Below are 25,726 nucleotides of genomic sequence, written 5' to 3'. Positions count from 1 at the left end.
AAGGACTTCAGCTAACGAGTGAAAATGGCATGAATCATTCAGATAAAATAGCAGCGGACAAAACATCACTTGGGTTTGAATTCCAAGATCTTGTATATATCGAAAAACTTATCGAACTCAGACCAGGACAAACATTAGGTCTTGAACTCTACGATGATATTCACGTAGAAACTATCGCAGAAGATTCCTCCATCAAAGATCTTATACTTATTCAGGTTAAACATTCTGTCAACCCTGGCAATATCACAGAACGAGATATTGATCTTTGGAAGACCCTATATAACTGGCTCAAGCTCGTTCCGGATCTTCCGTCTTGTCGAACAATTACATTCCAACTTTACACAAACAAAAATATCAATAATCAACCGTTTGTAAACTTGCTAAAATCTCCGCGCCAGAATATTCAAGCAATCCTCAATTATATTAGAAAAATTGAAAAAGAAATTTCGTTGACAGAGTCACAAAAAAAAACCGGTGACACCCCAAATCCGTTAGCAAAATATGTAGAGTCAGTATCCCAGACAGATGATACAGAGCTCATTTTTGTCTTGGAACGATTCGAGTTTCACTCTGATAACTCCTCTGTCATAACAAGAATATCGTCAGCACTTCGGCAGCTTTCGATCCCTGAATCACGTTTGGAAGATACAAGAAAGCACGTGATCGGTGCATTCAAAGAGTCAAAATTCTCAAGAATCATAAGTGGTGAAAAAATAATCATTGATTTTGACAATTTCAGAACTGAAATCGGCTTTGATAGAATAATCAGATCCGCTCGGTCTGATCCCACCGACTTCGATAGATTCCTTGATATATACTACAGTTATCAGCGGCCAGATAAGTTATCTTTTAACAACAGTAAGTTTCATGACCAACTCAAAGACATTGGCATCAGCAATGAAGAAATCATTGATCGTGGAGTCGAAATGATGCTAGCTGAGCAGTTTATGGAGTCCTTGAGCAAAGCTGGCTCATTTAGTGCGAGCGAAAATTTACGACTAGAAAACAAGGCCGTTTCTGATTGGCAACTGTTACACAACCAATCGCATAGAAATATAAAAGAAGAAGATGATGTTGCACACATGCAAGCATCACAAAACTGCTATGACCAAACAATGTGCAATACCTTGAAGGCTGAAAATATAGAGCTTCCAAGCAATTTGAGTTGTGGAAAATACATGAAGCTTTCCAACCTCCCCCGTATTGGCTGGCGTAAAGACTGGCAGAGTAGGTTTAAAAAATGAATCGATTAATTCAAAATGAATTGATAGGTACGGTTGCTATTCAAAGTGCATTGGAAAATTCAAAATTAAACAGCCTACCTCTTGCCAAAGTAATGTTGGTATTACCCTTGCTTTTTGATAGTGCCATACGCTCTATTCTGAAGAGGAAAAACAGTGTTGTTTTAAGCAGTAAAGACCTTCTAATTTCTAACCCAACTGCATTTATAACGGTACGTGCAAGGTATGAAGACTTAACTATCACTTCCTTGAATACAATACTCCTAACCCAGGAACTTGGCATAGCTACATTGAAAAATAATGATCTTGTTCTCAAGGAAAAGATTTTTTTTCAAAGTAGTTCCGAGATTGGAAAAATTGCATTAGATATTTTAGCGGCTGGACCCAAACTCGGTCTAATTCTCAGTGAAGCCACCTCAGATCTCTATCAAACTTTTAGGATTGAATTGTGAGTAACATTCAGATTTCCAATGTTGTCCTCTGGCAAAAGAACGGTATCAAAAGGACTCTTGAGTTCTTACATAACCGTGTAAACGTCATTACAGGGGACTCAGGTAAAGGCAAATCATCAATTCTATTTATCATTGATTATTGCTTACTAGCAAGCGAAACTACTGGAATATCGAAAACTAATATCGATTCCAAAGTAGACTGGTACGGTATCAAAATCGCTATTGATGGCAAAGAGCTGGTCATAGCACGCCCTTCAGAAAGCAATGGAACAACAGACCAAGCCTATTTTAGTGAGAACGGCGTAATCCCAACTTTGCCAGTTCTAAATGTCCGAATAGACAATCTAAAGAAAGTCCTGAGCAGCGCCTTTGGGATTGATACTGAGTTGAAAGTCCCCTATGGCGGTCGATTCATTCAGGCGGGTTCGAAGGTTTCCTTCAGAAATTTCCTTGCATACAGCTACCAAGACCAAAACACCATAGTCGCACCAGATCATCTATACATTCGGCCGACAGATGGCCGCTATCAGGAAGCAATTGAACGAACATTCAGAATGACCATTGGAGCGGAAAATGTAGACACCGCACTTTCACGGAATCGCCTCTTAGAATTGGAGCGAAAAAAAGCTGTTCAGACAAGAAAAAATGAGTCTTATGCTATATCTGCGATTATATTTTCTGAAGAAATAGATACTCTATCCAGAGAGGCCTATTCTTTAGGAGTGATCGAGCGTGTTCCTGAATCGCATAAAGACAGACTTAACGTACTCTATGAATTGATTCAAACACCTACAGCACCAAGTGATTATAAGCATGAAGTGGAAAGGATAGAACGTGAAATATTTGGCTTGTCAGCCAAAAATCGTCAATTGAAAGCATTTATCGACGATAAGCCTACTTATACCAATGCATTAAAAGAAACTGAAGATTCGCTCAAGCCTGTCAATGTATTCAACTCACAAGTTGACAAAATATTTCCTTCCGATTTAGCAAATGAAGTTATCGCTAAATTACAACGTGAACTTTCTGATATTAAGTCTTCATTGCGTAGCCGTAAAAGCTTCCCGTTTCTTGAGGAGGTAAAAATTTTACACGCAGAGAATAATAATAAAATATGGGAGCTCAAAGAGGAACTGTCGCTACTGGAGAAAAAGCAGCCTATTAGGTATAACCCTAATGATTACTATCGTTATTTAGGTCGATTGGAAGCAAACCTTGCGGTCTATAACCAAAGCAATAAGCAGGTCGCTCGTGTAGTACAAGATAATCTTGATGATTCTATCGCCGAACTACGTGGGATAGTCGAGCAAAATGAAGAGAAGAGTACTCTGGCAAAACAGGGGTTAAATCTTTTAATTAACAAGCGACTCAAAAAACTACCGCTAAAGGGCTACAATGACTTTTCTGCTTTCTACTATGAGAAAGAAAAACTTATACATCTACATTCTCCCGATTTAACAACAATAGAAAAAATGCCTGATGTGGGGAGTGCTTCAAACTACCTTTATCTTCACATATCCTTTTTCCTTGCTATACATGAGATCGCCAAGACAAGGCAGGTTCCATGGATTCCGTTGAATCGCCACGTGTTTAACAGACACCTCCGAGTCATTTAAGATGGCTTAAAGAGAGGTGCCCATGAGCGGTAAGCGTTATCCCGAAGAGTTTAAAATTGAAGCAGTCAAACAGGTTGTTGATCGCGGTTATTCTGTTGCCAGCGTTGCAACACGTCTCGATATCACCACCCACAGCCTTTACGCCTGGATAAAGAAGTACGGTCCGGATTCTTCCACTAATAAAGAACAGTCAGATGCTCAGGCCGAGATCCGCCGGCTCCAGAAGGAGCTGAAGCGGGTTACCGACGAACGGGACATATTAAAAAAAGCCGCGGCGTACTTCGCAAAGCTGTCCGACTGAGGTACGCCTTTATCCGTGACAACAGCAGTTGCTGGCCTGTTCGTCTGCTCTGTCGGGTGCTGGATGTTCATCCCAGTGGCTTTTACGCCTGGCTTCAGCAGCCGCATTCTAAGCGCCACCAGGTAGATCTGAGACTGACGGGAAAGATCAAACAGTTCTGGCTGGAGTCCGGTTGCGTTTATGGTTATCGCAAGATCCATATGGACTTGCGGGATAGCGGGCAACAGTGCGGAGTGAACAGAGTCTGGCGACTGATGAAGCGTGTCGGGATAAAGGCCCAGGTCGGGTACCGGAGCCCGCGGGCACGCAAAGGCGAGGCCAGTATCGTATCGCCCAACAAGCTCCAGCGACAGTTCAATCCGGATGCTCCGGATGAGCGTTGGGTAACGGACATAACCTACATCAGGACTCACGAGGGCTGGCTGTATCTGGCCGTGGTTGTTGACCTGTTCTCACGCAAAATTATCGGCTGGTCAATGCAATCCCGGATGACAAAGGACATTGTCCTGAACGCACTGCTGATGGCTGTATGGCGGCGTAATCCGCAAAGAAAGGTGCTGGTCCACTCGGACCAGGGCAGTCAGTATACAAGCCATGAGTGGCAGTTATTCCTGAAATCACACGGCCTGGAAGGGAGTATGAGCCGTCGCGGTAACTGTCACGATAACGCGGTTGCAGAAAGCTTTTTCCAGTTACTGAAACGAGAGCGCATAAAGAAAAAGATCTACGGAACGCGGGAAGAAGCCCGCAGCGATATTTTTGATTACATCGAAATGTTTTATAACAGTAAGCGTCGGCATGGGTCGAGCAATCAGATGTCACCGACAGAATATGAAAACCAGTATTATCAACGGCTCGGAAGTGTCTAGATTATCCGTGGCGATTCACGTCTTTCTTGATACTTGACCAAGTCAGTACACCCTACTTTTCAAGTGACGGGAAGCCCAATGATGACATCCTAAGCTTAGACAAGGTATTAATAGAGTTAAACCAGTTCGTTATTGACATGGATAAACTAGGTGGATTTCAGATTATCTTGTTAGAGCACATAGATAAAGAGCACTGGACGACGCTAGAACTGGATCGGTTCCACCTTGTGGATAGAGAGTTACGAGATGACTATGGACTTATTCTTGACGATGAATTTCCTATAGAATCATAACATTAAATTTTTACAGGGCAAGTCGCGCTAAAACCTACAGTGGCAGTTGCACAAGAGTAGAACTCAATAAACGCGGACAGAGTTCGATGCGGCTCAGCAATGGGCGCCGCACTTACTGCTTACACATAACAAAATCCGCATCACATCAAAAGTGAGTACGGAAATGAGTATAACGCTAAAGTGAAAAATAAAAACATCTTTAAAATAAATAGGTTAAATAAACAAACGCAGTTCAACGTCTAAATCGTTATTGTGGTCTCATGAGGTTTGATTGAACCTCATAAGAAGCGCGAAATCTTATAAAATCCACGCAATTGCGTGGATTTTTTGTTTTATAGCGTTTCAGACAAGATCGTAAAAGCGCAGCTAAAATTGAACACACTGAATAGCTGCCAGGTTTCCTTCAGTCAGTTCAAAGCGGATGGCAAAACCAAGACCGCTACTGAATGCCCGATTCCGGTGCGCTGATCATCATTGCGGCGGGCCTGCTGGCTGAGCAGCTTAGCTGACGCGGCGGTATTGATTTCACGGGCGGTAAACGTTTCGCCGGCACCGCCAGAGCTCAGTTACCGCCTTCTTACCCTTCAGCCAGCTCATACTGTACTGAGAGCTGCCCCTTCTTCTCCTTCACGCGCGTTATCTGAACCTCACCCACGTCGGACGTCAACAGCACATGCGTGCCGCCGCAGGCGTACGCCGGCAACTCGCCCCACGTGATCATACGGCGGCCCCCCTCCTCCTCCTGACGGCGTGGCAGCGCCTGGTTAACCAGCTCTGACACGCCCCGGGCAAATTCCGCGGCCGTCACCGGCGTAGTCAGGCGCAGCGGTTCAAAAACCACGCGTCCTTCCCCGGGGCGATGGTTGCCTTTGCTGCCATACCAACCATATTTTTCACCCGCAACCGCAATCAGGTGGCCGGCCGAATGGTAACGGGTATGAAGCTGGCGTAGCGCAGCATCCACGGTCAGCTGCACCGCCCCGGTATCCAGCGGCGCATCCGTGAAATGCACAACTTCCGCATCCTCCTGAACGGCATGCAGCATGCTGGCATGACCGATGGTACCTCGGTCGGAGGGCTGGCCACCGCCCTGGGGATGAAAAATTGTGGCGGAGAGGATGACGCGATAACGGCCGTCATCCTGCGGATCGCAGCTGATAACGGAGGATGTCATTTCTAACGCATCGCTGCTGAAGTAAGTTCTTTCTGTCATAAGTCATTCTTTCCCGTCCGCCGGGTGGACAGGATTTTGCTGTAGATTGAAGGAGGAACGGACCGTCAATGCGAGACTTGCCGCAGTAATCAGCCGGTAAAACCTTTAAGAGAGTCGATGGTGGCCGTCGATCCGCCGCACACAATCACCAGAATGTTTTTGTGGCTGCCGCCAGGAATTTTATTGTCGTAAAGCAGAGCCAGCGCGGCGCCGCAGGCCGGCTCGACCAGAATACGGTTGTCGTCCAGGAATGCCAGACAGGCGTTCACCGCCTCACCGTCGGTAACCTGCACCGGTACGATGGTTCTTTCACTGGCAAGATCGAACGCCCTCCGGCAGACCTGACGGGCACCAAGAGAGGTTGCTACGCCGGTCAGCACGGGAACTTCCGTCAACACGCCCGCCTTCAGCGCGGCGGCATAGGAGGCCATACCTTCCGTTTCAGCGGCATAAACCGGCACATCCGCAAGCCCGTTACGGCGCAGCCCTTCATCAACGCCTGCCAATAGTCCGCCGCCGCCCACCGAAAGCACCACGGCATCCGGCCGTACGCCAGCGGCGACCACCTCATCGATCATGGAGGCATGGCCTGCCCAGAGAAGCGGATCGTCAAAAGGATGCAGAAAGGCGTCGTCACCGGTTAACAGCGATCGAGCCAGCTCGTTGGCTTCAGACCACATTTTTCCGTGAACGATAACCTCTGCTCCTTCACTCTGCAGCCGGTGACGGGTGCGCTCCGGCGTGGTTTCAGGCACGACCACGATGACGGGGACACCCAGCCTGCGGCCCGCATAGGCCACTGCCAGCCCTGCGTTGCCGCCGGAAGAGGAGATAAAACGCCGGGCACCGCGGGAAAAATACGCTTCACAGGCATAGCCGATACCGCGGATTTTAAACGACCCGGAAGGCTGTAGCGCCTCCATTTTCAGCCATACGCGGGTGTCGTTCAGCTGACCCAGCGGGAGGGATTCAAGCAGTGGGGTAGTGATACTAAGCGCCATGGGTTTACTCCGGTAAAATGAACGTCAGGCCAGTGCCATCACTTCAACTTCAACATCAAGCCCGAATGCCAGCTGGCTGGCGACGATTCGCGTCTGTTTTTTGTGATGCCGCGTACGGGGTCGCCCTGCGCATTCATGGACACCTGACCGGACAGAAACAGGAAGCCGTTGGCTTCCACCGCACGGGCAAACGGAAATGGCAGCGAGCCGGGATATCTTTTCATCGGTTCCTCTGCGCTGAGAGGCGTGACCCGTCATCCAACATTTTCAGTTCATCAAGGTAGTTGTAGATGGTGTAGCGAGTGACGCCGAGGGCCGCCGCCGCTTTTTCAACGCCGCCCTTCATCAGGAAAATGCCTTTTTCCTGCATCTGCTGCACGGCGAGAATTTTGGCCTTTTTACCGTCGGCTCTTCTGGCTCCGGGGCTGAGCGCCGTCGCCGAGTTGATAATGTCGCGCATCAGATCTTCAATGTTGTCAGGCGACGGGCCGCTTTCTTCCTGTGGAATGGCTTCTTCGCGTTGCGACGGCATAACAGCGGTCAGGCTCTGTAGTACGCTGAGGGCCTTACGGATATTTTCATCATCGACATTGATGCAGAGCGCGGCAAAGGGCCGGGCGTTACGTCCCCGATAGATGGCCGTGCTGCTGCGCAGGCGGGTGCCTGAACGGCTGAACGTCTCGTAGTCGGTCAAAAGCGTTACGGCTTCCCGACTTTCTTCCATCGCGCTGATAAAGGCTTTGTCCGTGCGCATGCCGGAAAGCACGGAATCGCCCTGACGCCGTCCGGTGATGTGCGCATTCACAATTTCAGCAATGGAATACTCAGGTCTGCGGAGGTCATGAAGAGCAATCTCTGTGTTAGAGGAAATGATGCTTCCAATAGCACGGACGGCTGCGGCGAGTATACGCAACACATCATCCTCATAAGATTCATCTGGATGGTTATCAGTCATAATGCACTCGCCACAATTAAACAATATGTTGACTAAATTAAGGCTTATGCCGCTTCAAATCAACATAATGTTTAATTAAATCGTGCGTTTGATATATAGGCTGTCATGAAGGATGAAAGCCCTGTTAAACCGTCAATGATAGAAAAACTGAGTACTGACATCGTTGAGACGAGCGATAATTCGTATAAACAACAGATTTATGCGATTGCCGGAAGCCAGCAAAAGGTGCCGTAAACGGCCATCTTGCCGCAGAATCGCGCGTGATGCGTTTCTGAGGGCCTCAAACAGATGTTATGGCAAATACGGTGTATTTAAAGAAGGTGCATGGGATTACCGCATCACTTATAGAGTCCGGAATACCCACATTGCAATGGGATACAACAGGTACAGAAAGACGGCAACTCGCAGCCCTTTGATCAGCCAGCGGGTATGACGCCAGAGGTGACGTTCCCTTTCATTGGCTTCCTGAATAGATTTTTGTATCTGGTCCTGAAGGGGCATAGCATCATCCTTGATTGAGGTGTGGCCAGAGGTTCCAGCATATCAGAGCGTTTTAATCAATGTGTTGCATCTATCAGTTGAACTCACAGCCAGAAGCGGACAATGTTTACATTGTTCAGCTGTAATTGAATGATAGCAGGTTAAATGTACCGGGGCCGTAAATTAACGCTTGATAGCTTAAATCATGACATCTTCGAAGTAAATGTAAATAGAATAGGAGTATTTATTTATCTCTCAATAAATCATGTCGTAGCAGCTAACCATTGCTTTATATAACATTATAATAACTACACTGTAAATATATTTTCATCTACAGTGTAGAAATATTCTTTCACAAACCGCTTATTATTTCAGCTATTTGGGAATGCAACTCCACCTAATTGAAGTGTCCCAAAAAACTGTGCAAAGCTGACGTATAGATCGGAACTACCAGGCCAGTATATCTTAGAAGCACTATTACTAATTAGATTTGCCAGCGATGGGATTTCATTATTAATACCTTTTGCTGCGATAGCTATCAATATGCCCGGAAGCGCCTCTGTCAAGCCTATTGCTATTGCCAGTATTACACCGACTATAACAAGTGTAGCGCCCTCGACAAAAACAACGGCAACTACAGCAGCCACTGCAAGTATGATTGCCAAAATAGCTGCGCTTACAATTATGCCAGTAGCAACCTTATATGACTTAGTTACTGAGCTTTTAGATGTATCAACATTATATTGCAAAGTATTAGATTCACCTGTCACATAATAATAAGTAATTGTATCTACAACTGCTGTAATTCCAGGAGACACTTCTGTCTCAACATGAGAACTTATTATTACTTCAGTTACAGCCCACTCTACAGAGAATTTTTTGATGACAGGGTGATACTGCAATCCCAAATGCGTCACAGGTGCCAGTGGTATATCTTTAGAATTAGTTATCGATATACCTGTATTATCAACATTAAAATAAGATGAGTCTATAACTTCTGATGTTCCTTTAGCATTGAATGCAGCGGGTAAAACAGGAAGCACCATGTACTGAATGAAGCATTGAGGAGATATATTAAAACTGCTCTCACAGTTCTGAGGTATCGACGAAGGGTTTAGAACATTAGTTAGTGAACTATCAACTCTTCCGTTTACAGTGCAGAGAACGGCAAATACTGCGTTATCATCTGATGACCCATTAGCATAGGCATATCCAACTGTTGTTGGTTGAATCCATTGGAATCCAGGATCGCTAACCTGGTCATTGATAGTTACTGTATTAAACACATAAAGCAGCTGATTAGGATTATTATTGTAATAATCTGCAAAAGCTTCAGAAATCGCTCCTATACTTTCATAATCAGCTCCAGGTATAGAGCCACCCTGTCCAGAAGCAGTGTTTGTATTAGCTAGTAAATTATACTTCGCCCCTCCATTACTTCCTGATGGAGGCACAGAAATATAGGAAAACATTATTTCTAAAATGATTACCCCTCCAGTAAGTGGATATGTGTTACTGGTTTTCCCGCTGATAATTGCCTGCCCTCCTGTTAAGGTTATTTCGAAGAATACATTTCCATTTTTACCGCCCGGCACAATTTTCCAAAGGGTGCATGTTGCCTGATTAATATTTACATCAAATACATTACCATCCATGTCATGACTAAATACAATTGGCGTTGTAAAGTAATCCTTTAACTTATCATTTACCTTGGATACTGGAACTGCAAATACAGTATCCCACCCTGCATTATCACTCGGAACGCTAGTATCTTGTAGGGCTGCTCTTACTGATTTCGATGTAAAGCTATTTTTTGGGTAAGGAAAATTAGTGAGGTTATTTTCTTCCGGGAAAATTATAATGGCATCTTTATCAAAGCTAAATTGATTATTTAACATAAGTGTCACCATTAGGTAATGTAAACGTACTGATATTACGGTTTTACTTTAAGAACCAGCTGGTAATTTCAAAGCAAATATTAATGTACGTCACTTGAAAACCGCTTTAAACAACAAAAATCAATCCATAGGATTCACTTAATAAATCCACAAAAAGATGACAACAATTAATTATTAACCCTATGAAATTTATCGTTTTTTTATAAAAAATTACCCTACAAGACTGGCTTAACATCATTTTTTTAAGATTTACCTTAATTTATAGCATTAGCTACGCTAATAGCTTAACGAGCAAGCAGCATAAGAGAAATAAAGCATCCTCTTGATAAAAAATACTTTTTTATAAAAGAACAGGATTGATACTCGCAACACTTTGATTTATTGCTATATTATCTGCAACATTCAAAAAAGAATATTATTAACTTCTGAAGCTTTGAAGTCATGTGTTACTACAGAATACTGATTTGTGCTTCTTAAACCCGGTGCTAACCGGCCGAACAAACACTCAAGCTAAACTTCCTTTAAAAAACAAAATATTTACGCTTCCTTTTGAATAATATAACTTTCTCTAGTTCATAGCCGACCTTCAGCCCTTCAATTTGATTACGAAGATTGAGACATCTGCTCATTTCACAATTTCTTCCTCATTTGGGCCTTATTGTCCGCCAGGCCAGATTCAGCCTGACAACAATTTTTGCACAACCACCATCTTTAATACTCTTAACGCGCCTGCGCAATCCGGCTAAGCTTACCGGCTATGCCGGTAAGCGCGGGCTTGACGACCCGACAGTACCGGGGAGCCGAAGGAGGCCATCAGGTTGTTGATACCAGTATCCGCTTTGTGCCAGAAGCGGACGTCCAGGCCGCAATCCATTCGTTCCCATAGTTACGTAATGAAACAGATGACGAATAGTGTTCTTTTTACGTAATGTAAATGTTGATTCCGCAGCTAAATAAAGGAAGTAAGCATGGGAAGATTTCAGGGTAAACGTATACTGATCACGGGGGGCACCAGTGGCATCGGGCTGGCAGGGGCTCAGCGTATTGTTACTGAAGGTGGCAACGTAGCTATTATAGGGCTTAATGAAGAAAGGCTTGAACGTGCACGCAGCTTGCTTCCTGCGACATCACTTATTTTAAAAAGCGATGCTGCAAGCGAAGCTGACATAAACGTACTGGGGGAAGCTATCAGAGGCTGGGGTTCACTTGATGGATTATGGCTTAATGCCGGCTTTGCAGAGGTAGGCTCTCCGGAATCTGTAACGGCAGATTCTTTCAATCATATGATGAATGCTAATGTGCGCGGTCCGATGCTACAGCTGGCAGCTCTCTCCAAATCACTTAATTCAGGCGCGTCCGTTCTGGTGACATCATCCTCATCTGTATATGAAGGAGCGGCGATGACAAGCCTGTATGCGGCGACGAAAGGCGCCGTTATCGCTATGGTCAAAAGCTGGGCATCTGCGTTTGCTGAACGCGGTATCCGCGCCAACACTTTGGTACCAGGTCCGATTGAAACTAACTTCAGGCACTTTATGCCAGAAGAGTCTCGTCAGCAGTTTGAAGATTTTGTGGTAAGCCAGGTTCCTTTGGGTCGTGCAGGAACAGCAGAAGAGGCCGCTGCAGTTGCACTTTTCCTCCTGTCCGATGAAGCATCCTATGTTACCGGCAGCCAGTATGCTGTAGATGGCGGTCTGGCACATTACTGACCGCTTTCCACATTCACGAAATTAACTGAAATTAATCGAATAACGTCCGCTTCTCGCTCAAAACTGCCTTTAAGTTTCAACTGCGCTGAGGGCTTGCGGCGGTTCAGTGAAGAACTCTAATGTTAAAGCGATGGGCTGGCAGAGTCATATAACGCTGCCCGCTGTTCGTTACTTGAGAATGGCCATTAGGAGACTGCTGAATACGGAACCCGTTACGAAAGCTCGCTCCGTCGTGACTTCCTCTTTCCGCACGTCCGCTAGCCTGGCAAGCGCACTTTCAGCATCGACAGCGCGAACCTCTTCAAACTGTTTTTCCCAGCCGTCATCGGCCAGTTGAGCGGATTTTTCCGCGTCAGTCCTTTCCAGGGCGGCGATGTGCTTGCCCTTTTTAAAAAAGCAGAACTCCGGCATGGTGTACTCCGTGAACAGGGTTGCAGTAGGGAATAACATATCTGAATAAGCCTAATTTTGTACAGCGGAGCCTATCTGACGCGGTTCGGGACTGAGACTTTATGTTTAATATTTAGTTGTCATCAGTAAATGTCTGCTCCTCGCTCATAACGGACTGCCCATCTTGAGCGACGCACGCCAAACGTAAAAGGCCAGAAAAAAAAGGGTTATGACCAGCTTCGTTTTCATTGTGACAGTATAATGAAAGATAAGAATCGTTTTTCGGGCTCAGTTGAAACTGAAAAGCCCTAACGGCAATTTAGCCCGTCAGAAGCTGTTAAAAAAAAAGGAAGCTTTTAGAACGTCCGCTGAAAGCTCAGCGGTGCCTGGCATTAAAAAAAGGATTTGATCACCCTCTGCACTATTGCGGTTTTAACTGCATAAAGGAGAAAGCTGAGGCTAAACCGCGGGTGATCCCTGCCTCATCAGCATACCCTGCCGGTCGGGCAGCAGATCCAGCGCAAAATTATCAATGGCGGATTTGCGCCAGATCGTCTTCAGTTAACCCGGTCATTTTCATGACGGTATTGCGATCCAGGCCGTTCTGCAACATGGTACGGGCGACTTCGAGTTTACCTTCGTTACGGCCTTCCTGCCTGCCAGGCTGAATGCCCTTCTCAAGACCTTTTTCAATGCCCTTCTCAATGCCCTTCTGTTCAAGCTGTTGTGCGATGGTCATCAATGCGTCTCCATGTTGCGGCACACGCTGTGCCAGTTCGCGTACAAACGCCTCTGCGTCTGACATCGCCGGTCTTGGTTTTCAGGCTGTAGAGCACGTCGCTAAAATAGGGACGAAGCGTTTCCTCAACAAAGCTGCCGGACTCCAGCTTAAGAGTGCTGAAGTCGCAGACGGCCTGCAGCTCCTTGGGCAGATGCAGCTGCATAAAATCCCTTGCGGTAGCGGGATGGGTCAGAAACTGTTTAAAGGCGAGATCGTGCGGTGTCGGGCTCGCGTTCCTGCGGCCCTTTGCTTTCCTGTCAGACATTCCCTGCTCTATTAAAGATAGTGGGTACATCGGCCGATAAATGATGATCTAACTTCTAACCTTGAATCTCGTTATCGACCAGGAATACTGTGATCAAACCTAACTTTTCCGCCGTTTGGTCCACGGACGCCTATGGCACATGCATTGCCTGTCAGGAAAGCCCAGCTGGCCTGATGCCCGCGCTGAAGGGCGTAACGCTTAGTGCATGGCTGAGGCTCGCGCAGGCCGACGATGATGCCAGAATCGCACTGCAACTTACTGCGGCGTTGGAATGTATGACTCCCTTTCATATCGAAGTGCCGATCCACTGTCTGGACGGGACAACGCGACGTGTGATTATTTCAGGCTTGCCGGATAGCCAACCCAGCGCTTCCCGCATGCAGTACAACGGCTTCATTTTTGATATCACCGGGCAGCGCAAGGCACTTGAAGATGCGTTACGCACGGCGGCAGAATACCGTCTGTTGATTGAAAACAGCACTGACCTGATCGCCCATTGCGACACCCACGGCAGATATGTGTCGATCTCGCCGTCTTACAGCCAAATGACAGGCTGGTCGGCCGAGGAGATGATAGGTCAACAGGTGTTGGATTTCCTGCATCCCGACGATCGTGCATCCGCCAGGGACGTACTGGCACACATCTTCAATAATGGCGTATGGCCAGACGTAGTGGAAGTACGGAAGCTGCATCGCGACGGCCACTATATTACGCTTGGCAGCAAAGCCTGTAGCGTCAGCACCCCTTCTACAGGCAAAAATATCGGTGCAGTGCTGGTTTCGCGCGACATTACGCGTGACAAAGAAAAAATCCGGCAGCTTGAGGAACTGGCCACCCGCGACACGCTGACCGGATTGCCTAACCGGGCCTGGATCAACGACCAGGTTAGCTGCATGCTTGCACAGGATGACGATCTGGCCTACACAACCGTGCTGTTTATCGATCTGAACGGGTTTAAGGCCGTCAATGATTCGATGGGACACGCCACAGGAGATGCCTTACTGCAACAGGTCAGCGAGCGGCTACAGCACTGCATGCGCCCGGGCGACTCGGTGGCACGACTGGGCGGTGACGAGTTTGTCGTCGCAGCAAAGTGCCGCAATCGCGGGGCAGCATCCGCTATTGCCCGGCGCCTTCTCGACAGCCTGAAAAAGCCATTTGCCATCAACGATATGGAAGTACGGATCGGGGCAGCTATTGGTATCAGCCTCGCACGGTTTGGGACGGCATCGGCCGGGATGTTATTTGAAAATGCCGATATAGCGATGTATCAGGCGAAAGCACGACGTGATGGGTCATATCAGTTTTTCCAACCCGCAACGCTGCCGTTGCGTGATTAGGGCAGTCCGAAAATTTTGCAGATAAACCCCGCGCGCGGACACTGAGTGGCATGAACATAGCTACCGGAATGGCCTGGATATTATCGTCACATTTGTAACGGTTTTCTGTAAGAGATTCTAATTTCACTTATTATGACGCCTAAATTTTAACGACCACTTTGCCCTTCGCATGCCCCTGCCCCAGATAGTTTACCGCTGTGCAGAACAGCCGGAAGACCGTTCTGCACAGTGCACCCCATGGACTAAAGTGCTTTATATCGCTCGGCGGCTTCATCCTGTTTGATGTCTGAAAGCAGAGCCTGACGCGAAGCATCGAGGGTGTCCCAGCGGGTTGCATTATGCAAAGGCGGGATAGTGACCAGTTCACGGCGATCAAAGCCGACCAATGCGGCATCCACTAACTCGCCCACTTCCATGAATTTTGTCGAGTTACTGATGTCGATACCCGCCCGGTCCCAGATTTCCGTGTAAGTGCCGGCAGGAAGCACCGCCTGGATATAAACGCCCTTAGATGACAGCTCAACATTCATTCCCTGAGACAGGAAAAGAACAAAGGCTTTAGTTGCACCGTAAACCGTCATGGCAAATTCCGGGGCGAGTCCGACGATGGAACTGACGTTGACGATCGCGCCTTCTCCGGCTTTTACCAGCCGTGGTGCCACGGCACTGGCAAGTCTCGTCAGGGCGGTGACATTAAGCGCGATAAGGCTTTCTATGGAATCAGGCGTCTGCTGTGTAAAACTGCCGGACTGCGCGATACCCGCGTTATTGATGAGGATGCCTATCCGTGTGTCTTCACGCAGACGGGCTTCGACCGCGGCTAAATCACTCGTTTGGGTGAGGTCGGCAGGCAGAACGTCGACAGAAACAGAATTTTCCTGTCGCAGACGCGCGGCCAGCGTCTCTAACTTCGCTTTGTCGCGCGCGACCAGCACCAGGTCGTGGCCCCGGCGGGCAAACCGTTCCGCGTAAACAGCACCAATACCCGTGGATGCACCTGTGATGAGAACTGAAGCTTTAGTCATAATTTTTTCTTCTTCATTAAAGTGTAAACAGAATCCGCAATGTGCGATGTGTGCAGAACAGGGACGCCGATGCTTTACCTGCTGTTCTCAGGAAGCGACGGGTAATCGGTATATCCCGCTGCGCCACCGCCATAAAGTGTTTCAGGATTGATTGAGGCCAGAGGTGCGCCCGTCTTCAGCCTTTCGACCAGATCAGGGTTAGAGATGAACGGGCGACCAAATGCGAACAGATCGGCTTTGCCCTGCGCAAGCTGATCAGAGGCCAGTTCCAGGTCATAGCCATTGTTAGCGATGTAGGTGTTTTTAAAACGCCGGCGCAGGGAGTCGTAATCGAACGGTGATATATCACGCGGGCCGCCTGTTGCACCTTCAACCACATGGAGGTACACAATGCCTAATGCATCGAGTTGTTCAGCGAGATAATCATATTGTGGCTGCGGGTCACTGCATGAAATCGCATTAGCAGGTGAAACCGGTGAAATGCGCACGCCGGTGCGTTCTGCGCCGATCTCATCTTTTACGGCCGCTGTGACTTCAAGCAGCAGACGTGCACGATTCTCGACAGAGCCGCCGTATCGATCAGTACGCTGATTTGCACCGTCTTTGAGGAACTGTTCCAGCAGATAACCATTCGCGCCGTGGATCTCAACGCCATCAAATCCGGCGGCGATGGCATTAGCCGATGCCTTTCTGAAATCGTCGATAATCCCCGGTATTTCATGCAATTCCAGCGCACGTGGCTCAGAGACGTCAGCAAAACCGTTGTTTACAAAGGTTTTAGTCTCAGCACGGATGGCAGACGGTGAGACCGGCGCAGCGCCGCCAGGCTGTAAATCGACATGCGAGATGCGCCCCACGTGCCACAGCTGTACAAATATGCGACCGCCTTTTGCATGCACCGCGTCAGTTACTTTGCGCCAGCCATCGATCTGAGCCTGCGTGTAGATCCCCGGCGTATCCTGATAACCCTGCGCCTGTGCGGAGATCTGCGTCGCTTCGGTAATCAGCAATCCTGCTGATGCACGCTGGGCGTAGTAGGTCGCCGCCAGGTCGCCCGGAACCAAGCCTACTCCAGCACGGTTGCGCGTCAGCGGAGCCATAACGATATGGTTGGGCAGTGTTAGTGAGCCAAGTTCATAGGGTTGAAATAGTTCTCTGTTCGTCATGTTTAATCTCCAGTTAAGTGATGACTAAAGGCACTGGTTTAATGATGATGACTATAATCTATAAAGTCAACTGGTTTGATTATGACCATAATCAATGTATAATCAGCCATAGATTTCGAGAGGATTTAAAAACATGAAAGTGTCGAAAGAGCAGGTTCGGGAAAACCGAATGCGCATTGTTGCAACGGCCTCAGAACTTTTTCGTGAGCGCGGTTACGATGGCGTGGGCGTGGCTGAATTGATGGCGGCCGCAGGCTTAACCCACGGCGGATTCTACAAACACTTTGGTTCCAAGGCTGATCTAATGGTCGAGGCAATGAACTGCGGTTTCACACGCTCCGCAGAAAGCACGGCGAGTATTGATCGGGAAAAATTTATTGAATACTACCTTTCCCGACCACATCGCGATGATATGGGAAAGGGGTGTGTGATGTCGGCACTCGGCACCGATACAGCCCGTCAGTCTGAGTCAATAAAGGCGGAATTTGCGGCCGGGATTGAACGTCAGCTCGCAGTTTTGGGAAATGAAAATGTAACGCGCGCTGACCTGATTGATAACATTGCGCATCTTGTTGGCGCCCTGGTGCTATCCCGTGCCTGCCCTGACAACTCAGCACTGGCTGATGAAATTCTGGATGTGTGCCGTACACGGCTTCTCAATCAGAATGCTCATACCGACTGAATCTGCCGGGCTGCGGGTATTATTTTCTGAGCAGTGCGTATGAATTTATCACCCATGTACTAACCGCCTGCGTCCAAATTTTTTGGCCGTAATGAGCGAACAGCGGACACTAATACCAGAGCAGCGTATATGACTCAGAAGTATTAAATTTTTAAGCTAAGCGGTGGCTCCCCAACTCAGCTACGCGCAGAAGCTAAATCTCTCTTTTCCAGCTTTGTCGTTTGAAGGCTTGAATATCTTTATGCCGGGTACGAATCCGGCTTGATGCCCCGGCAGGCAAGATTTATGTCAAATCATGCAACGCCTTACCAGAAGGGTAATCAATCGAGAATTCATCAAAGGCAATATCTAAACCCTCTCGCTCAGGAGTACAACCCATCACTCCGACGAAATGCCGTTGATTTGTCGGCCAGTAGCACAGTCTGAGCAACGGCCATGCTTTACCATCAGTCGAATATTGTATTCTCAGCGCATCGTTTTCAAGCGTAGCCCGCATCCAGAAAGTGCCTGGGTTCCCTGGAAATAGTCCTGTTGACCAGTCGGACATTTTACGTGTGACCACACAGCCGATTGAGGACTGACCGTCGTTAAATTCTATACCTGCCTTAACCCAGTGCTCGTCATCATCCAGAATTAATATGCCCGCCTGGTCATAAAGCTCACAAAAATCAGCCTTGATTCTCACCTGCAGTGAGAAATCACCGTCGAGGTAATAGCCATAGGCGTGTCCTGTATGGCGCTGAAACCCATAGTAAGTTCGTTGCCAGAAATCAGTATTCAATTCTGTGGTTAAACTTAACTGGTTTTCTTTTACCGTAGAAACCGTGGGTTTGTTGATCCAGACGCCCTTATCGCCTGAGAATGATTTGATAACTTTCATCTAATCTCCCTAAACGTGTTATTTAGACTCTCAATCTCAGCCACCATCAATGCATTGCCGTTGTAAGGGACATTATGAACAACATCCATCCCCTTGTTTAAATATACAGGCGCATTTTTCTGATGCCGATCTTAAAAAAGGTATTCTGTACGCTTCATTGAGCGCAACTGACAGAAAGCGGGCTAACTTATCATTCCGTCTCAGGGAGCAAAACGTCCATCGGTCGGGTCCCTATTTCAGCGCCTGTATTTGCGTCGATAGCAATAGCCCTGATGTCGTTGCCCGTTTCGGCATCAAGCAGTCTCAGGAGATTTCCTTCACTACGATGTTTACGACCCCACGCGCCAATCATAACCAGTACGGGTAGAAAATCGCGCCCGGCTTGTGTAAGCAGATACTCTTCGCGCAGCGGGCGACTGGCATAGGGCCTTTTTTCAAGCAGCTTCTCTTCTGTCAGCGTATTGAGGCGTTTTGTCAGCATGGCAGGAGCAATTCCCAGACTTTTACGGAACTGATCAAAACGGGTCAAACCGGAGTTTGCATCCCTCAGGATAAGAATTGTCCATGCATCACCAGGAAAAGCGACACTCCCGGCTATAAAACGATACTAACTTGAGCTCGTATTTACTTCAAAGCAGCAGTGCACCACGTAGCTCTTACAAAAGCACGCCTAAATCCCTGCGAAATCATCCAGGGCGTTTTGAGCACCGGTGTTCCCACAAACTCACATTACTCCGGCATATGTCCGGATGCGGAAGGGATGTATGAATAAAACCGTTTTAATCACGGGAACCTGATAAACATGCATCAGGCATTCCGTTTACCTTGCTAAAGCTCAATACAGACAGTGATGAGTCGGTGAACGCCTTTGTACGGGAACTTTATACCAGGGTGGATACGCTGGATGTGCTCGTGAATAACGCAGGTTACATGGTGACAGGAGTGGCAGAAGAGACGCCTGTTGAGATGGGCAGACAGCAGTTCGAAACCAATTTCTGGGGAACCGTCAGATTAACGAATGCGCTTCTCCCTCGTTTTCGGGCTCAGAAGAATGGAAAAATAATAACTGTCAGCTCAATTGTGGGTTTGATCGGACCACCAAACCTTGCCTACTACACCGCTTCAAAACATGCCGTTCAGGGCTACTTCAAGTCGCTGCGTTTTGAACTGGAGCAGTTCAATATCAGTGTGAGCATGGTTGAGCCAACCTGGTTTAAAACTGACCTCGCCCATAATTCAGCGCTGGCGCACGGCAATAAAATTTCTGACTACGAGCTTTACCGTAAAAAGGCTGCTGCAGCGACGCAGAAGGGTATTGATGAAGCAGAATTCGAAAGCGCCATTTTGAAAAGTGTGAAGACCGCCTGAAAGTGAAAACTACAGTCTGCACTCATTTTGTTCAATCCATCAGGAATCGATATGAAATATTATCTGTGTAAATATATCCCTCCCCGCGCGGACTTCCTTGCAACGATGACCGTAGATGAAAAAGAATTAATGGCACAGATCAATTCTGATCAAGGATTTTAATCAGGAGAACAGGGAGTGACATATAACAATTGAGTACAATTGCGGAGCAGCTCAAGCTAAGCCTGGGGAAATTCGCTTGCAGACAAACCCGGCGTTCGGGGCGAACATTGCATTATATTCGGCGGCAGGATATGAAATCGATAGATATGAACCCTTCAAAGGTGGAACGACCGTCTTTATGAGAAAAAAATTATAATCGTTTTGTTTGTCGGAGGTTTTCTGACAGTGGACGGTTTGAATTACCGCAGCACTCAGGTTTCCAGTGCTGCAAGGATTGCCGCTTCCATTTTCTCTGGGGTAGCGATCGGTGCAAAACGCCTGAGCGGTTTGCCGTCGCGTCCAATCAGGAACTTAGTGAAGTTCCACTTGATCCGCTTACCCAGCACGCCGGGCAACCCGTCTTTCAGGTAACGAAACACCGGGTGCGTAGCGGCACCGTTGACCTCCACTTTCCCGAACATCGGGAAGCTCACACCATAGTTGATGTGACAGGTCTGCGCGATGTCGTCGGGGCCGCCAGGTTCCTGCTTACCGAACTGGTTGCAGGGAAATCCAAGCACCACCAGCCCCTGGCTTGCGTACTTCCTGTAAAGTGTTTCAAGACCTGCGTATTGTGGCGTGAAGCCACAATGGCTGGCGGTATTAACCACCAAAACCACCTTGCCAGCGTAGTCGGCCATAGAGATGGGTTGTCCACGCAAACTGGTGGCAGTGAGTTGATGAAAGGTGGTCATGTCGAATCCTCAGAGCAGAACCATTTTGGCGTCGACAGTGCCACGTCGCGCGTAGCCACAGAGACAAACGGCGTGGGCGACAACGCCGGTTGGCGTGGCTCGGGTCTGGTAGAATGTTTTCATAGCATAGTCCTTCTGCGGATATTTTTCGTGATTAAAACGCAGGCAATATATATTTAAAAAGCCGGACAAAAAATAGCCGAACCTCGTTGATGCCCCCCCTGCTGGCGGCATGCGGCGGCAAAACCGATGCCTACGGGCATCCAGGTAATCTGTAGATCTCAGTAATTATCTGCATCGTTGCGTCTTCGAGCATTCCTTCATTACGGCATAAAACCCATTCGTGATTTGCAATCTCTTGCTCAAATGCCCTGGTACAAGCAACGTGTTCTTCCAGCTTATACATCACCGTACTGTTCAGCCCCCGCGAGCGGGCCGCGGCTCTTGCCCATGAAATATCAGGTGCAGTAACCACCCCGACATGCAGGTCAGGCGTTCGCACGTTTCGTTCAATGTTAAGCTGTAAAATCTCTGCAAATGGAACCATCCGGCGAAACGCGGCATCCGACGGATACCAGCGATCCATCAAGATAATGCTGTCCGGTGGCTGTTCAGGCAACACTTGCTGGGAAATCCAGGCACGGCTATCAGCAAAACGTTTACAAATCTCCCATTCCAAATCCAGAGTGGGATTTCTGGCTAGCCTGTTGACGAGGGCCATTGTTTCCCTTCTGAAGGGATCGCTTTTTTTCTCGCAAAGTCGGATCACCTTCTTATTGTCAGCCCTCAATACTTTCGTCATGGCCTCCAACAGTGTGGTTTTACCGGCGCCCTTCGGCCCATCCAGAGAAACAAACAGCTGACGACTCATTCTTCGATTAACGGGCGGTTTTTGTAAAGCTTGCATCTGGCCTTTCCCAATATGTTGCATCGCTGTCAGGCAAACGTTGTCCAGGGGAACAGCGCCTGACAAGGCTGGGGCAACGTGATGTATAGTCCGGCAGCCCCTCTTTGCGATAAAAACCTCGATTATGCGCATAAGGTCGCTCAGGCTTTCCGCGCAGTCATGGCGAATCTGCCTTAATCAGTTTTCTTTCTGGAGCGAAATGCCGCCACTTTCATGCGATTGCCGCAGGTTGCCATGCTGCACCAGCGTCGGCGGTGAGATTTACTCAGGTCGTGGAACAGCAGAATACAGTCATGGGCCTCGCACTGACGAACGAATTCGAATTTCTCGCTGGTGATCAGACTCACCAGCGCATCGGCAATAGGCCAGAGAAGGCCGGACGGGCTTCTGGTATTTTGATAAACGGCGATCCGGAAGTGCTGCACGTCGTCGTGCCATTCCAGCTTCCTGATTGGGCATCCCACCTCAAGCACCCGATTAATTACGGCCAGTTCTGCCGGAGCACCGCTTATGGCGGCGTGCACAATATTCCTTGCCGTGTCGCGAAGTTCACGCGCCTCGGTAAGCAGTCCATCCGGTAGCTGTTGGCCATTGATGTCGGGCAACACTTCGGCCCTACTCAGCCAGTCGGCAACGCTTTGATCATCAATAAAACAATCATGACGTTTATCGTCCACGCCATATTCGCTGTTAATGAAATCAAGGGCCAGGTTATCAGCCAGAAACGGGGCGTCGGAAAAAGTGCTGTCTGAATTCATGCTGCTATGTAACCCATAAATTTTTTCTGGCAGGTTACCAAAAATACATGTAACCTTCAAATTCAAACTTTAATGGTTACAGGTGATAATCATGACCGTTTCTCATTCAATTGCCGCCGCGGCAGTAAATCCGGTTCACTACCGCTACGAACAGGTTGATAACGTTAAGATTTTCTACCGCGAAGCCGGTAATCCAAAAGCGCCCACGATAATGCTGCTTCACGGCTTTGCGGCCTCATCCTTCATGTTCCGCGACCTAATCCCCGCACTTGCCGATCGCTATCACGTCATCGCGCCAGATCTGCCGGCGTTCGGCTTTACCGAAGCGCCGGCACGAGATGAGTACGCCTATACTTTCAACCAGCTGGCGAAAACCATCGGACTGTTCACCGAACAGCTTAAGCTGACTACCTACGCGCTTATGGTTCACGACTACGGCGCTCCGGTGGGCTGGCGTCTTGCTTTTGCACATCCGCAACGTGTGACCGCCATCATTTCCCAGAACGGCAACGCTTATGAGGAAGGACTGGGCGAGAGCTGGGCACCTATCCGGAAGTACTGGCACGAACCCACGCAGCAGAACCGGCATGCCCTGCATGACTTTCCGACACCGGCCTCGATTAAGTGGCAATACCTTGAGGGCGTTGCCGATAAGAGTTCCGTTTCGCCAGATGGATACACTTTGGAAGGAGTGCAAATATCGCGACCGGGCAATGCGGATATTCAACTCGATCTGCTGCTGGATTACGCCTCGAATGTGGCAATGTATCCTGACTTCCAGAAGTACTTCCGCGAGGTTCAACCCCCTCTGCTGGCGGTTTGGGGAAAAAACGATCCGTTTTTCCTTCCAGCTGGCGCAGAGGCCTGGAAACGCGATCTTCCCAATGCGGACGTTCGCTTCTACGACACCGGACACTTCGCGCTGGAAACCCACGGCAAGGAAATTATTCCTGCTATCCATGCGTTTCTGGATAAGAATATTCAGTAAAGAAGACGCTTATGAATGTTGCCAGGGATCTGGCTTAGCGCGACCGATCTGGCAAAGCGTCCTTGCCTGCAAAATCTTCCGGGAATGCCTTTAGACCGCAGTTAGTCAACTGAGCGGCAGAAAATGCATGACTTGATGACTGATATCCGGTGGTTCTTTTCCCGGTAAAATTTGGAACCGAACTAAAGGGGGGGCCTCCCCCTCAATGATGATCCCGGCATGACGTTTGTGATGCCCGCTTCTGGCACAACGTTGCCCGTCAGATACCAGCACATTAATGAATAATTTTAATAAGCTCTAGCTGATTACCGCATCTAATCGAATAAATCACTTTACGTTATGCTTTTTCTGGACGACAGCTGAAGGATAACGTTATGCAAACGACAAAACTGAACAACGGTATTGACATGCCCCTGCTGGGCTTCGGCGTCTTCCAGATGACGGATGCCAGCGAATGCGAACGCGCGGTGATTGACGCGATTGAAACCGGCTATCGCTTAATTGATACCGCGGCCTCTTATCAGAACGAAACGCAGGTGGGAAATGCGCTTAAACAGAGCGGCGTGGCGCGTAAAGATCTGTTTATCACGACCAAACTCTGGTTGCAGGACGCCAGCTACGAAGGCGCGAAAGCGCAGTTTGAGCGTTCACTGAACCGCTTGCAGCTGGATCATGTCGATCTCTATCTGATCCACCAGCCCTATGGCGATGTTCACGGTGCCTGGCGTGCGATGGAAGAGCTGCATCAGGCGGGAAAAATTCGGGCGATTGGCGTCAGCAATTTCCAGCCGGACAGGCTGGCTGACCTGATGGCCTTTAATCGTATCGTCCCCGCCGTAAACCAGATCGAAGTAAACCCATTTAACCAGCAGCTGCATGCCGTGCCGTGGATGCAGAGCCGTGGCATTCAGCCGGAAGCCTGGGCACCGTTTGCAGAAGGTAAAAACGGTCTGTTCCAGCATCCGCTATTAGCCAGCATCGGTGAAAAGCATGGCAAAAGCATCGGTCAGGTTGTCCTGCGCTGGATTTATCAGCGCGGCATTGTGTCGCTGGCGAAAACAGTCCGTAAAGCGCGTATGGAAGAGAACATCAACATTATGGACTTTGAACTTAGCAGTGAAGAGTTAACGCGCATCACCGCGCTGGACACGGCGACCAGCGCCTTCTTCTCTCATCGCCATCCCGCGATAGTGGAGTGGCTGACCGGCCGCAAGCTGGATGTCTGATCCTTTAACCTAAACCGCGAGGAACTTAGCAATGCAAAAACGCTATCTCGGTCATTCCGGCCTTGAAGTCTCAGCAATAGGTCTGGGCTGTATGGGGCTGAGCCACGGCTACGGGCCGGCGACGGATACCCGTCAGGCCGTAGAATTAATTCGTGCTGCGGTTGAACGCGGCGTGACATTTTTCGATACGGCCGAGGTGTATGGCCCCTATCTGAATGAAGACGTTGTCGGCGAAGCCTTAAGACCCTTCCGCGACCGGGTGGTGATTGCCACCAAATTTGGCTTTACCTTTGGTGACGATAACAAGCAGCAGATCCTGAACAGCCGACCGGAGCATATTCGTGCAGCGGTGGAAGGCTCACTGCGTCGTCTCAAAACCGAGGTTATCGATCTGCTTTATCAGCACCGTGTCGATCCTGAGGTGCCCATTGAAGACGTGGCCGGCGTGGTAAAAGATCTGATTGCCGAAGGTAAGGTTAAACACTTTGGCCTGTCTGAAGCAGGTGCACAAACCGTCCGCCGCGCGCATGCGGTACAGCCTGTCGCCGCGCTGCAAAGCGAATACTCCCTTTGGTGGCGCGAGCCTGAGCAGGAAATCATGCCGATGCTGGAAGAGCTGGGGATCGGGTTTGTTCCTTTCAGTCCGCTGGGCAAAGGTTTTCTGACCGGCGCGATCAACGCGGGCACGATTTTCGGCGAAGATGATTTCCGCAGTAAAGTCCCGCGTTTTGCCGCTGAAGCGATTGAAGCCAACGAAAAACTGGTGGCGCTGCTGACCGATCTCGCCGCTGAGAGAGGCGTAACGCCGGCGCAAATTGCCCTGGCCTGGCTGCTGGCGAAGAAACCGTGGATTGTGCCTATTCCTGGCACCACTAAACTGCATCGTCTGGAGGAGAACCTGCATGCGGCAAATATCACGCTTGCCGCCGATGACTTGCGCAAAATCAGCCAGGCGCTCGAAACGGTGAAAATTGTTGGCGACCGTTATCCGGCGTCATTACAGGCCCGCGTTGGGCGTTAAGACCT

24 protein-coding genes and 3 pseudogenes are annotated in these 25,726 nt (G+C 48.6%); 13 read left to right on the top strand and 14 right to left on the bottom strand.

Annotated features, from left to right (window positions below):
* Window positions 1-29 precede the first annotated feature (29 nt).
* From AAGQ96_RS08575 to AAGQ96_RS08560, 4 genes are all read left to right on the top strand, one after another.
* Window positions 30-1,244 (top strand): hypothetical protein, encoded by a 1,215-nt coding sequence (locus AAGQ96_RS08575; RefSeq protein ID WP_342755279.1) that lies wholly within the window; start codon window positions 30-32, stop codon window positions 1,242-1,244.
* A complete protein-coding gene (locus AAGQ96_RS08570; protein ID WP_336227586.1) occupies window positions 1,241-1,693 on the top strand; it encodes a three component ABC system middle component in 453 nt (150 codons plus the stop codon). Before AAGQ96_RS08575 ends, AAGQ96_RS08570 begins: the two co-directional genes overlap by 4 nt.
* Window positions 1,690-3,309 (top strand): DUF3732 domain-containing protein, encoded by a 1,620-nt coding sequence (locus AAGQ96_RS08565; protein ID WP_342755278.1) that lies wholly within the window; start codon window positions 1,690-1,692, stop codon window positions 3,307-3,309. Before AAGQ96_RS08570 ends, AAGQ96_RS08565 begins: the two co-directional genes overlap by 4 nt.
* Window positions 3,310-3,331: 22 nt before the next feature.
* A protein-coding gene (locus tag AAGQ96_RS08560; protein WP_342755229.1) for an IS3 family transposase occupies window positions 3,332-4,479 on the top strand; the annotation gives its coding sequence in 2 pieces (ribosomal slippage) (window positions 3,332-3,569 and window positions 3,569-4,479; 1,149 coding nt in all).
* Between the two features lie 870 nt (window positions 4,480-5,349).
* On the opposite strand, the gene AAGQ96_RS08555 is transcribed toward AAGQ96_RS08560, so the two are convergent.
* The 5 genes from AAGQ96_RS08555 to AAGQ96_RS08535 form a co-directional block, all read right to left on the bottom strand.
* The gene (locus AAGQ96_RS08555) at window positions 5,350-5,985 is read right to left on the bottom strand and encodes an alanyl-tRNA editing protein (protein WP_342755277.1); all 636 of its coding nucleotides are present in this window, start codon (window positions 5,983-5,985) and stop codon (window positions 5,350-5,352) included.
* Between the two features lie 89 nt (window positions 5,986-6,074).
* A complete protein-coding gene (locus AAGQ96_RS08550; RefSeq protein WP_147197146.1) occupies window positions 6,075-6,986 on the bottom strand; it encodes a pyridoxal-phosphate dependent enzyme in 912 nt (303 codons plus the stop codon).
* 38 nt (window positions 6,987-7,024) lie between these two features.
* Window positions 7,025-7,210, bottom strand: coding sequence for a hypothetical protein (locus AAGQ96_RS08545; protein WP_342755276.1), 186 nt, complete (start codon window positions 7,208-7,210; stop codon window positions 7,025-7,027).
* Entirely contained in the window at window positions 7,207-7,941 is a 735-nt protein-coding gene (locus AAGQ96_RS08540) for a PAS domain-containing protein (protein WP_342755275.1), read from the bottom strand. Before AAGQ96_RS08540 ends, AAGQ96_RS08545 begins: the two co-directional genes overlap by 4 nt.
* An 851-nt stretch (window positions 7,942-8,792) precedes the next feature.
* Entirely contained in the window at window positions 8,793-10,319 is a 1,527-nt protein-coding gene (locus tag AAGQ96_RS08535) for a TULIP family P47-like protein (RefSeq protein ID WP_342755274.1), read from the bottom strand.
* A 968-nt stretch (window positions 10,320-11,287) separates the two neighbouring features.
* On the opposite strand from AAGQ96_RS08535, the gene AAGQ96_RS08530 reads away from it, so the two are divergent.
* Window positions 11,288-12,028, top strand: a complete 741-nt coding sequence (locus AAGQ96_RS08530) for an SDR family oxidoreductase (protein WP_342755273.1) — start codon at window positions 11,288-11,290, stop codon at window positions 12,026-12,028.
* A gap of 168 nt (window positions 12,029-12,196) precedes the next feature.
* On the opposite strand, the gene AAGQ96_RS08525 is transcribed toward AAGQ96_RS08530, so the two are convergent.
* A complete protein-coding gene (locus tag AAGQ96_RS08525) occupies window positions 12,197-12,439 on the bottom strand; it encodes a hypothetical protein (protein ID WP_342755272.1) in 243 nt (80 codons plus the stop codon).
* 508 nt (window positions 12,440-12,947) lie between these two features.
* A pseudogene (locus AAGQ96_RS08520) lies at window positions 12,948-13,464 on the bottom strand (Rpn family recombination-promoting nuclease/putative transposase).
* An 89-nt stretch (window positions 13,465-13,553) separates the two neighbouring features.
* Here AAGQ96_RS08520 and AAGQ96_RS08515 point away from each other — a divergent pair.
* A complete protein-coding gene (locus AAGQ96_RS08515; protein ID WP_342755271.1) occupies window positions 13,554-14,804 on the top strand; it encodes a diguanylate cyclase in 1,251 nt (416 codons plus the stop codon).
* Window positions 14,805-15,046: 242 nt separating this feature from the next.
* Here AAGQ96_RS08515 and AAGQ96_RS08510 read toward each other — a convergent pair whose 3' ends face one another.
* Window positions 15,047-15,829, bottom strand: a complete 783-nt coding sequence (locus AAGQ96_RS08510) for an SDR family oxidoreductase (RefSeq protein WP_342755270.1) — start codon at window positions 15,827-15,829, stop codon at window positions 15,047-15,049.
* A gap of 74 nt (window positions 15,830-15,903) precedes the next feature.
* Entirely contained in the window at window positions 15,904-16,995 is a 1,092-nt protein-coding gene (locus tag AAGQ96_RS08505) for an alkene reductase (protein ID WP_342755269.1), read from the bottom strand.
* Window positions 16,996-17,128: 133 nt separating this feature from the next.
* On the opposite strand from AAGQ96_RS08505, the gene AAGQ96_RS08500 reads away from it, so the two are divergent.
* Window positions 17,129-17,677, top strand: a complete 549-nt coding sequence (locus AAGQ96_RS08500; protein ID WP_342755268.1) for a TetR/AcrR family transcriptional regulator — start codon at window positions 17,129-17,131, stop codon at window positions 17,675-17,677.
* A 283-nt stretch (window positions 17,678-17,960) separates the two neighbouring features.
* Here AAGQ96_RS08500 and AAGQ96_RS08495 read toward each other — a convergent pair whose 3' ends face one another.
* Both AAGQ96_RS08495 and AAGQ96_RS08490 read right to left on the bottom strand, forming a co-directional pair.
* Window positions 17,961-18,557: a DUF1349 domain-containing protein gene (locus tag AAGQ96_RS08495; protein WP_342755267.1), complete on the bottom strand. Its 597-nt coding sequence runs from the start codon at window positions 18,555-18,557 to the stop codon at window positions 17,961-17,963.
* 190 nt (window positions 18,558-18,747) lie between these two features.
* Window positions 18,748-19,086, bottom strand: a complete 339-nt coding sequence (locus tag AAGQ96_RS08490; RefSeq protein ID WP_342755266.1) for a helix-turn-helix domain-containing protein — start codon at window positions 19,084-19,086, stop codon at window positions 18,748-18,750.
* Window positions 19,087-19,382: 296 nt separating this feature from the next.
* Here AAGQ96_RS08490 and AAGQ96_RS08485 point away from each other — a divergent pair, with 296 nt between their 5' ends.
* Entirely contained in the window at window positions 19,383-19,925 is a 543-nt protein-coding gene (locus AAGQ96_RS08485) for an SDR family NAD(P)-dependent oxidoreductase (protein ID WP_342755265.1), read from the top strand.
* Window positions 19,926-20,133: 208 nt separating this feature from the next.
* Window positions 20,134-20,283: pseudogene (locus AAGQ96_RS08480) on the top strand (GNAT family N-acetyltransferase); the annotation flags it as partial.
* 55 nt (window positions 20,284-20,338) lie between these two features.
* Here the strand turns inward: AAGQ96_RS08480 and AAGQ96_RS08475 are convergent.
* Entirely contained in the window at window positions 20,339-20,821 is a 483-nt protein-coding gene (locus AAGQ96_RS08475) for a glutathione peroxidase (RefSeq protein ID WP_147197136.1), read from the bottom strand.
* A 253-nt stretch (window positions 20,822-21,074) separates the two neighbouring features.
* A complete protein-coding gene (locus tag AAGQ96_RS08470) occupies window positions 21,075-21,692 on the bottom strand; it encodes a dTMP kinase (RefSeq protein WP_342755536.1) in 618 nt (205 codons plus the stop codon).
* 99 nt (window positions 21,693-21,791) lie between these two features.
* On the opposite strand from AAGQ96_RS08470, the pseudogene AAGQ96_RS08465 reads away from it, so the two are divergent.
* A pseudogene (locus tag AAGQ96_RS08465) lies at window positions 21,792-21,866 on the top strand (hypothetical protein); the annotation flags it as partial.
* Window positions 21,867-21,901: 35 nt separating this feature from the next.
* Here the strand turns inward: AAGQ96_RS08465 and AAGQ96_RS08460 are convergent.
* A complete protein-coding gene (locus AAGQ96_RS08460; RefSeq protein ID WP_342755264.1) occupies window positions 21,902-22,486 on the bottom strand; it encodes an ABATE domain-containing protein in 585 nt (194 codons plus the stop codon).
* Window positions 22,487-22,577: 91 nt separating this feature from the next.
* Between AAGQ96_RS08460 and AAGQ96_RS08455 the strand changes: the two genes are divergently transcribed.
* The 3 genes from AAGQ96_RS08455 (at window position 22,578) to AAGQ96_RS08445 (ending at window position 25,721) form a co-directional block, all read left to right on the top strand.
* A complete protein-coding gene (locus tag AAGQ96_RS08455; protein ID WP_342755263.1) occupies window positions 22,578-23,474 on the top strand; it encodes an alpha/beta hydrolase in 897 nt (298 codons plus the stop codon).
* 374 nt (window positions 23,475-23,848) lie between these two features.
* A complete protein-coding gene (locus tag AAGQ96_RS08450; protein ID WP_342755262.1) occupies window positions 23,849-24,700 on the top strand; it encodes an aldo/keto reductase in 852 nt (283 codons plus the stop codon).
* A 31-nt stretch (window positions 24,701-24,731) separates the two neighbouring features.
* Complete coding sequence (locus AAGQ96_RS08445; RefSeq protein ID WP_342755261.1) at window positions 24,732-25,721, top strand: aldo/keto reductase; 990 nt, start codon at window positions 24,732-24,734, stop codon at window positions 25,719-25,721.
* The last annotated feature ends 5 nt before the right edge of the window (window positions 25,722-25,726 follow it).

Origin of the sequence: Pantoea sp. MBD-2R, from assembly GCF_039134845.1 — a bacterium.
Classification (GTDB): Bacteria; Pseudomonadota; Gammaproteobacteria; order Enterobacterales; family Enterobacteriaceae; genus Erwinia.
This window is presented reverse-complemented; position numbering and strand designations above follow the sequence as displayed.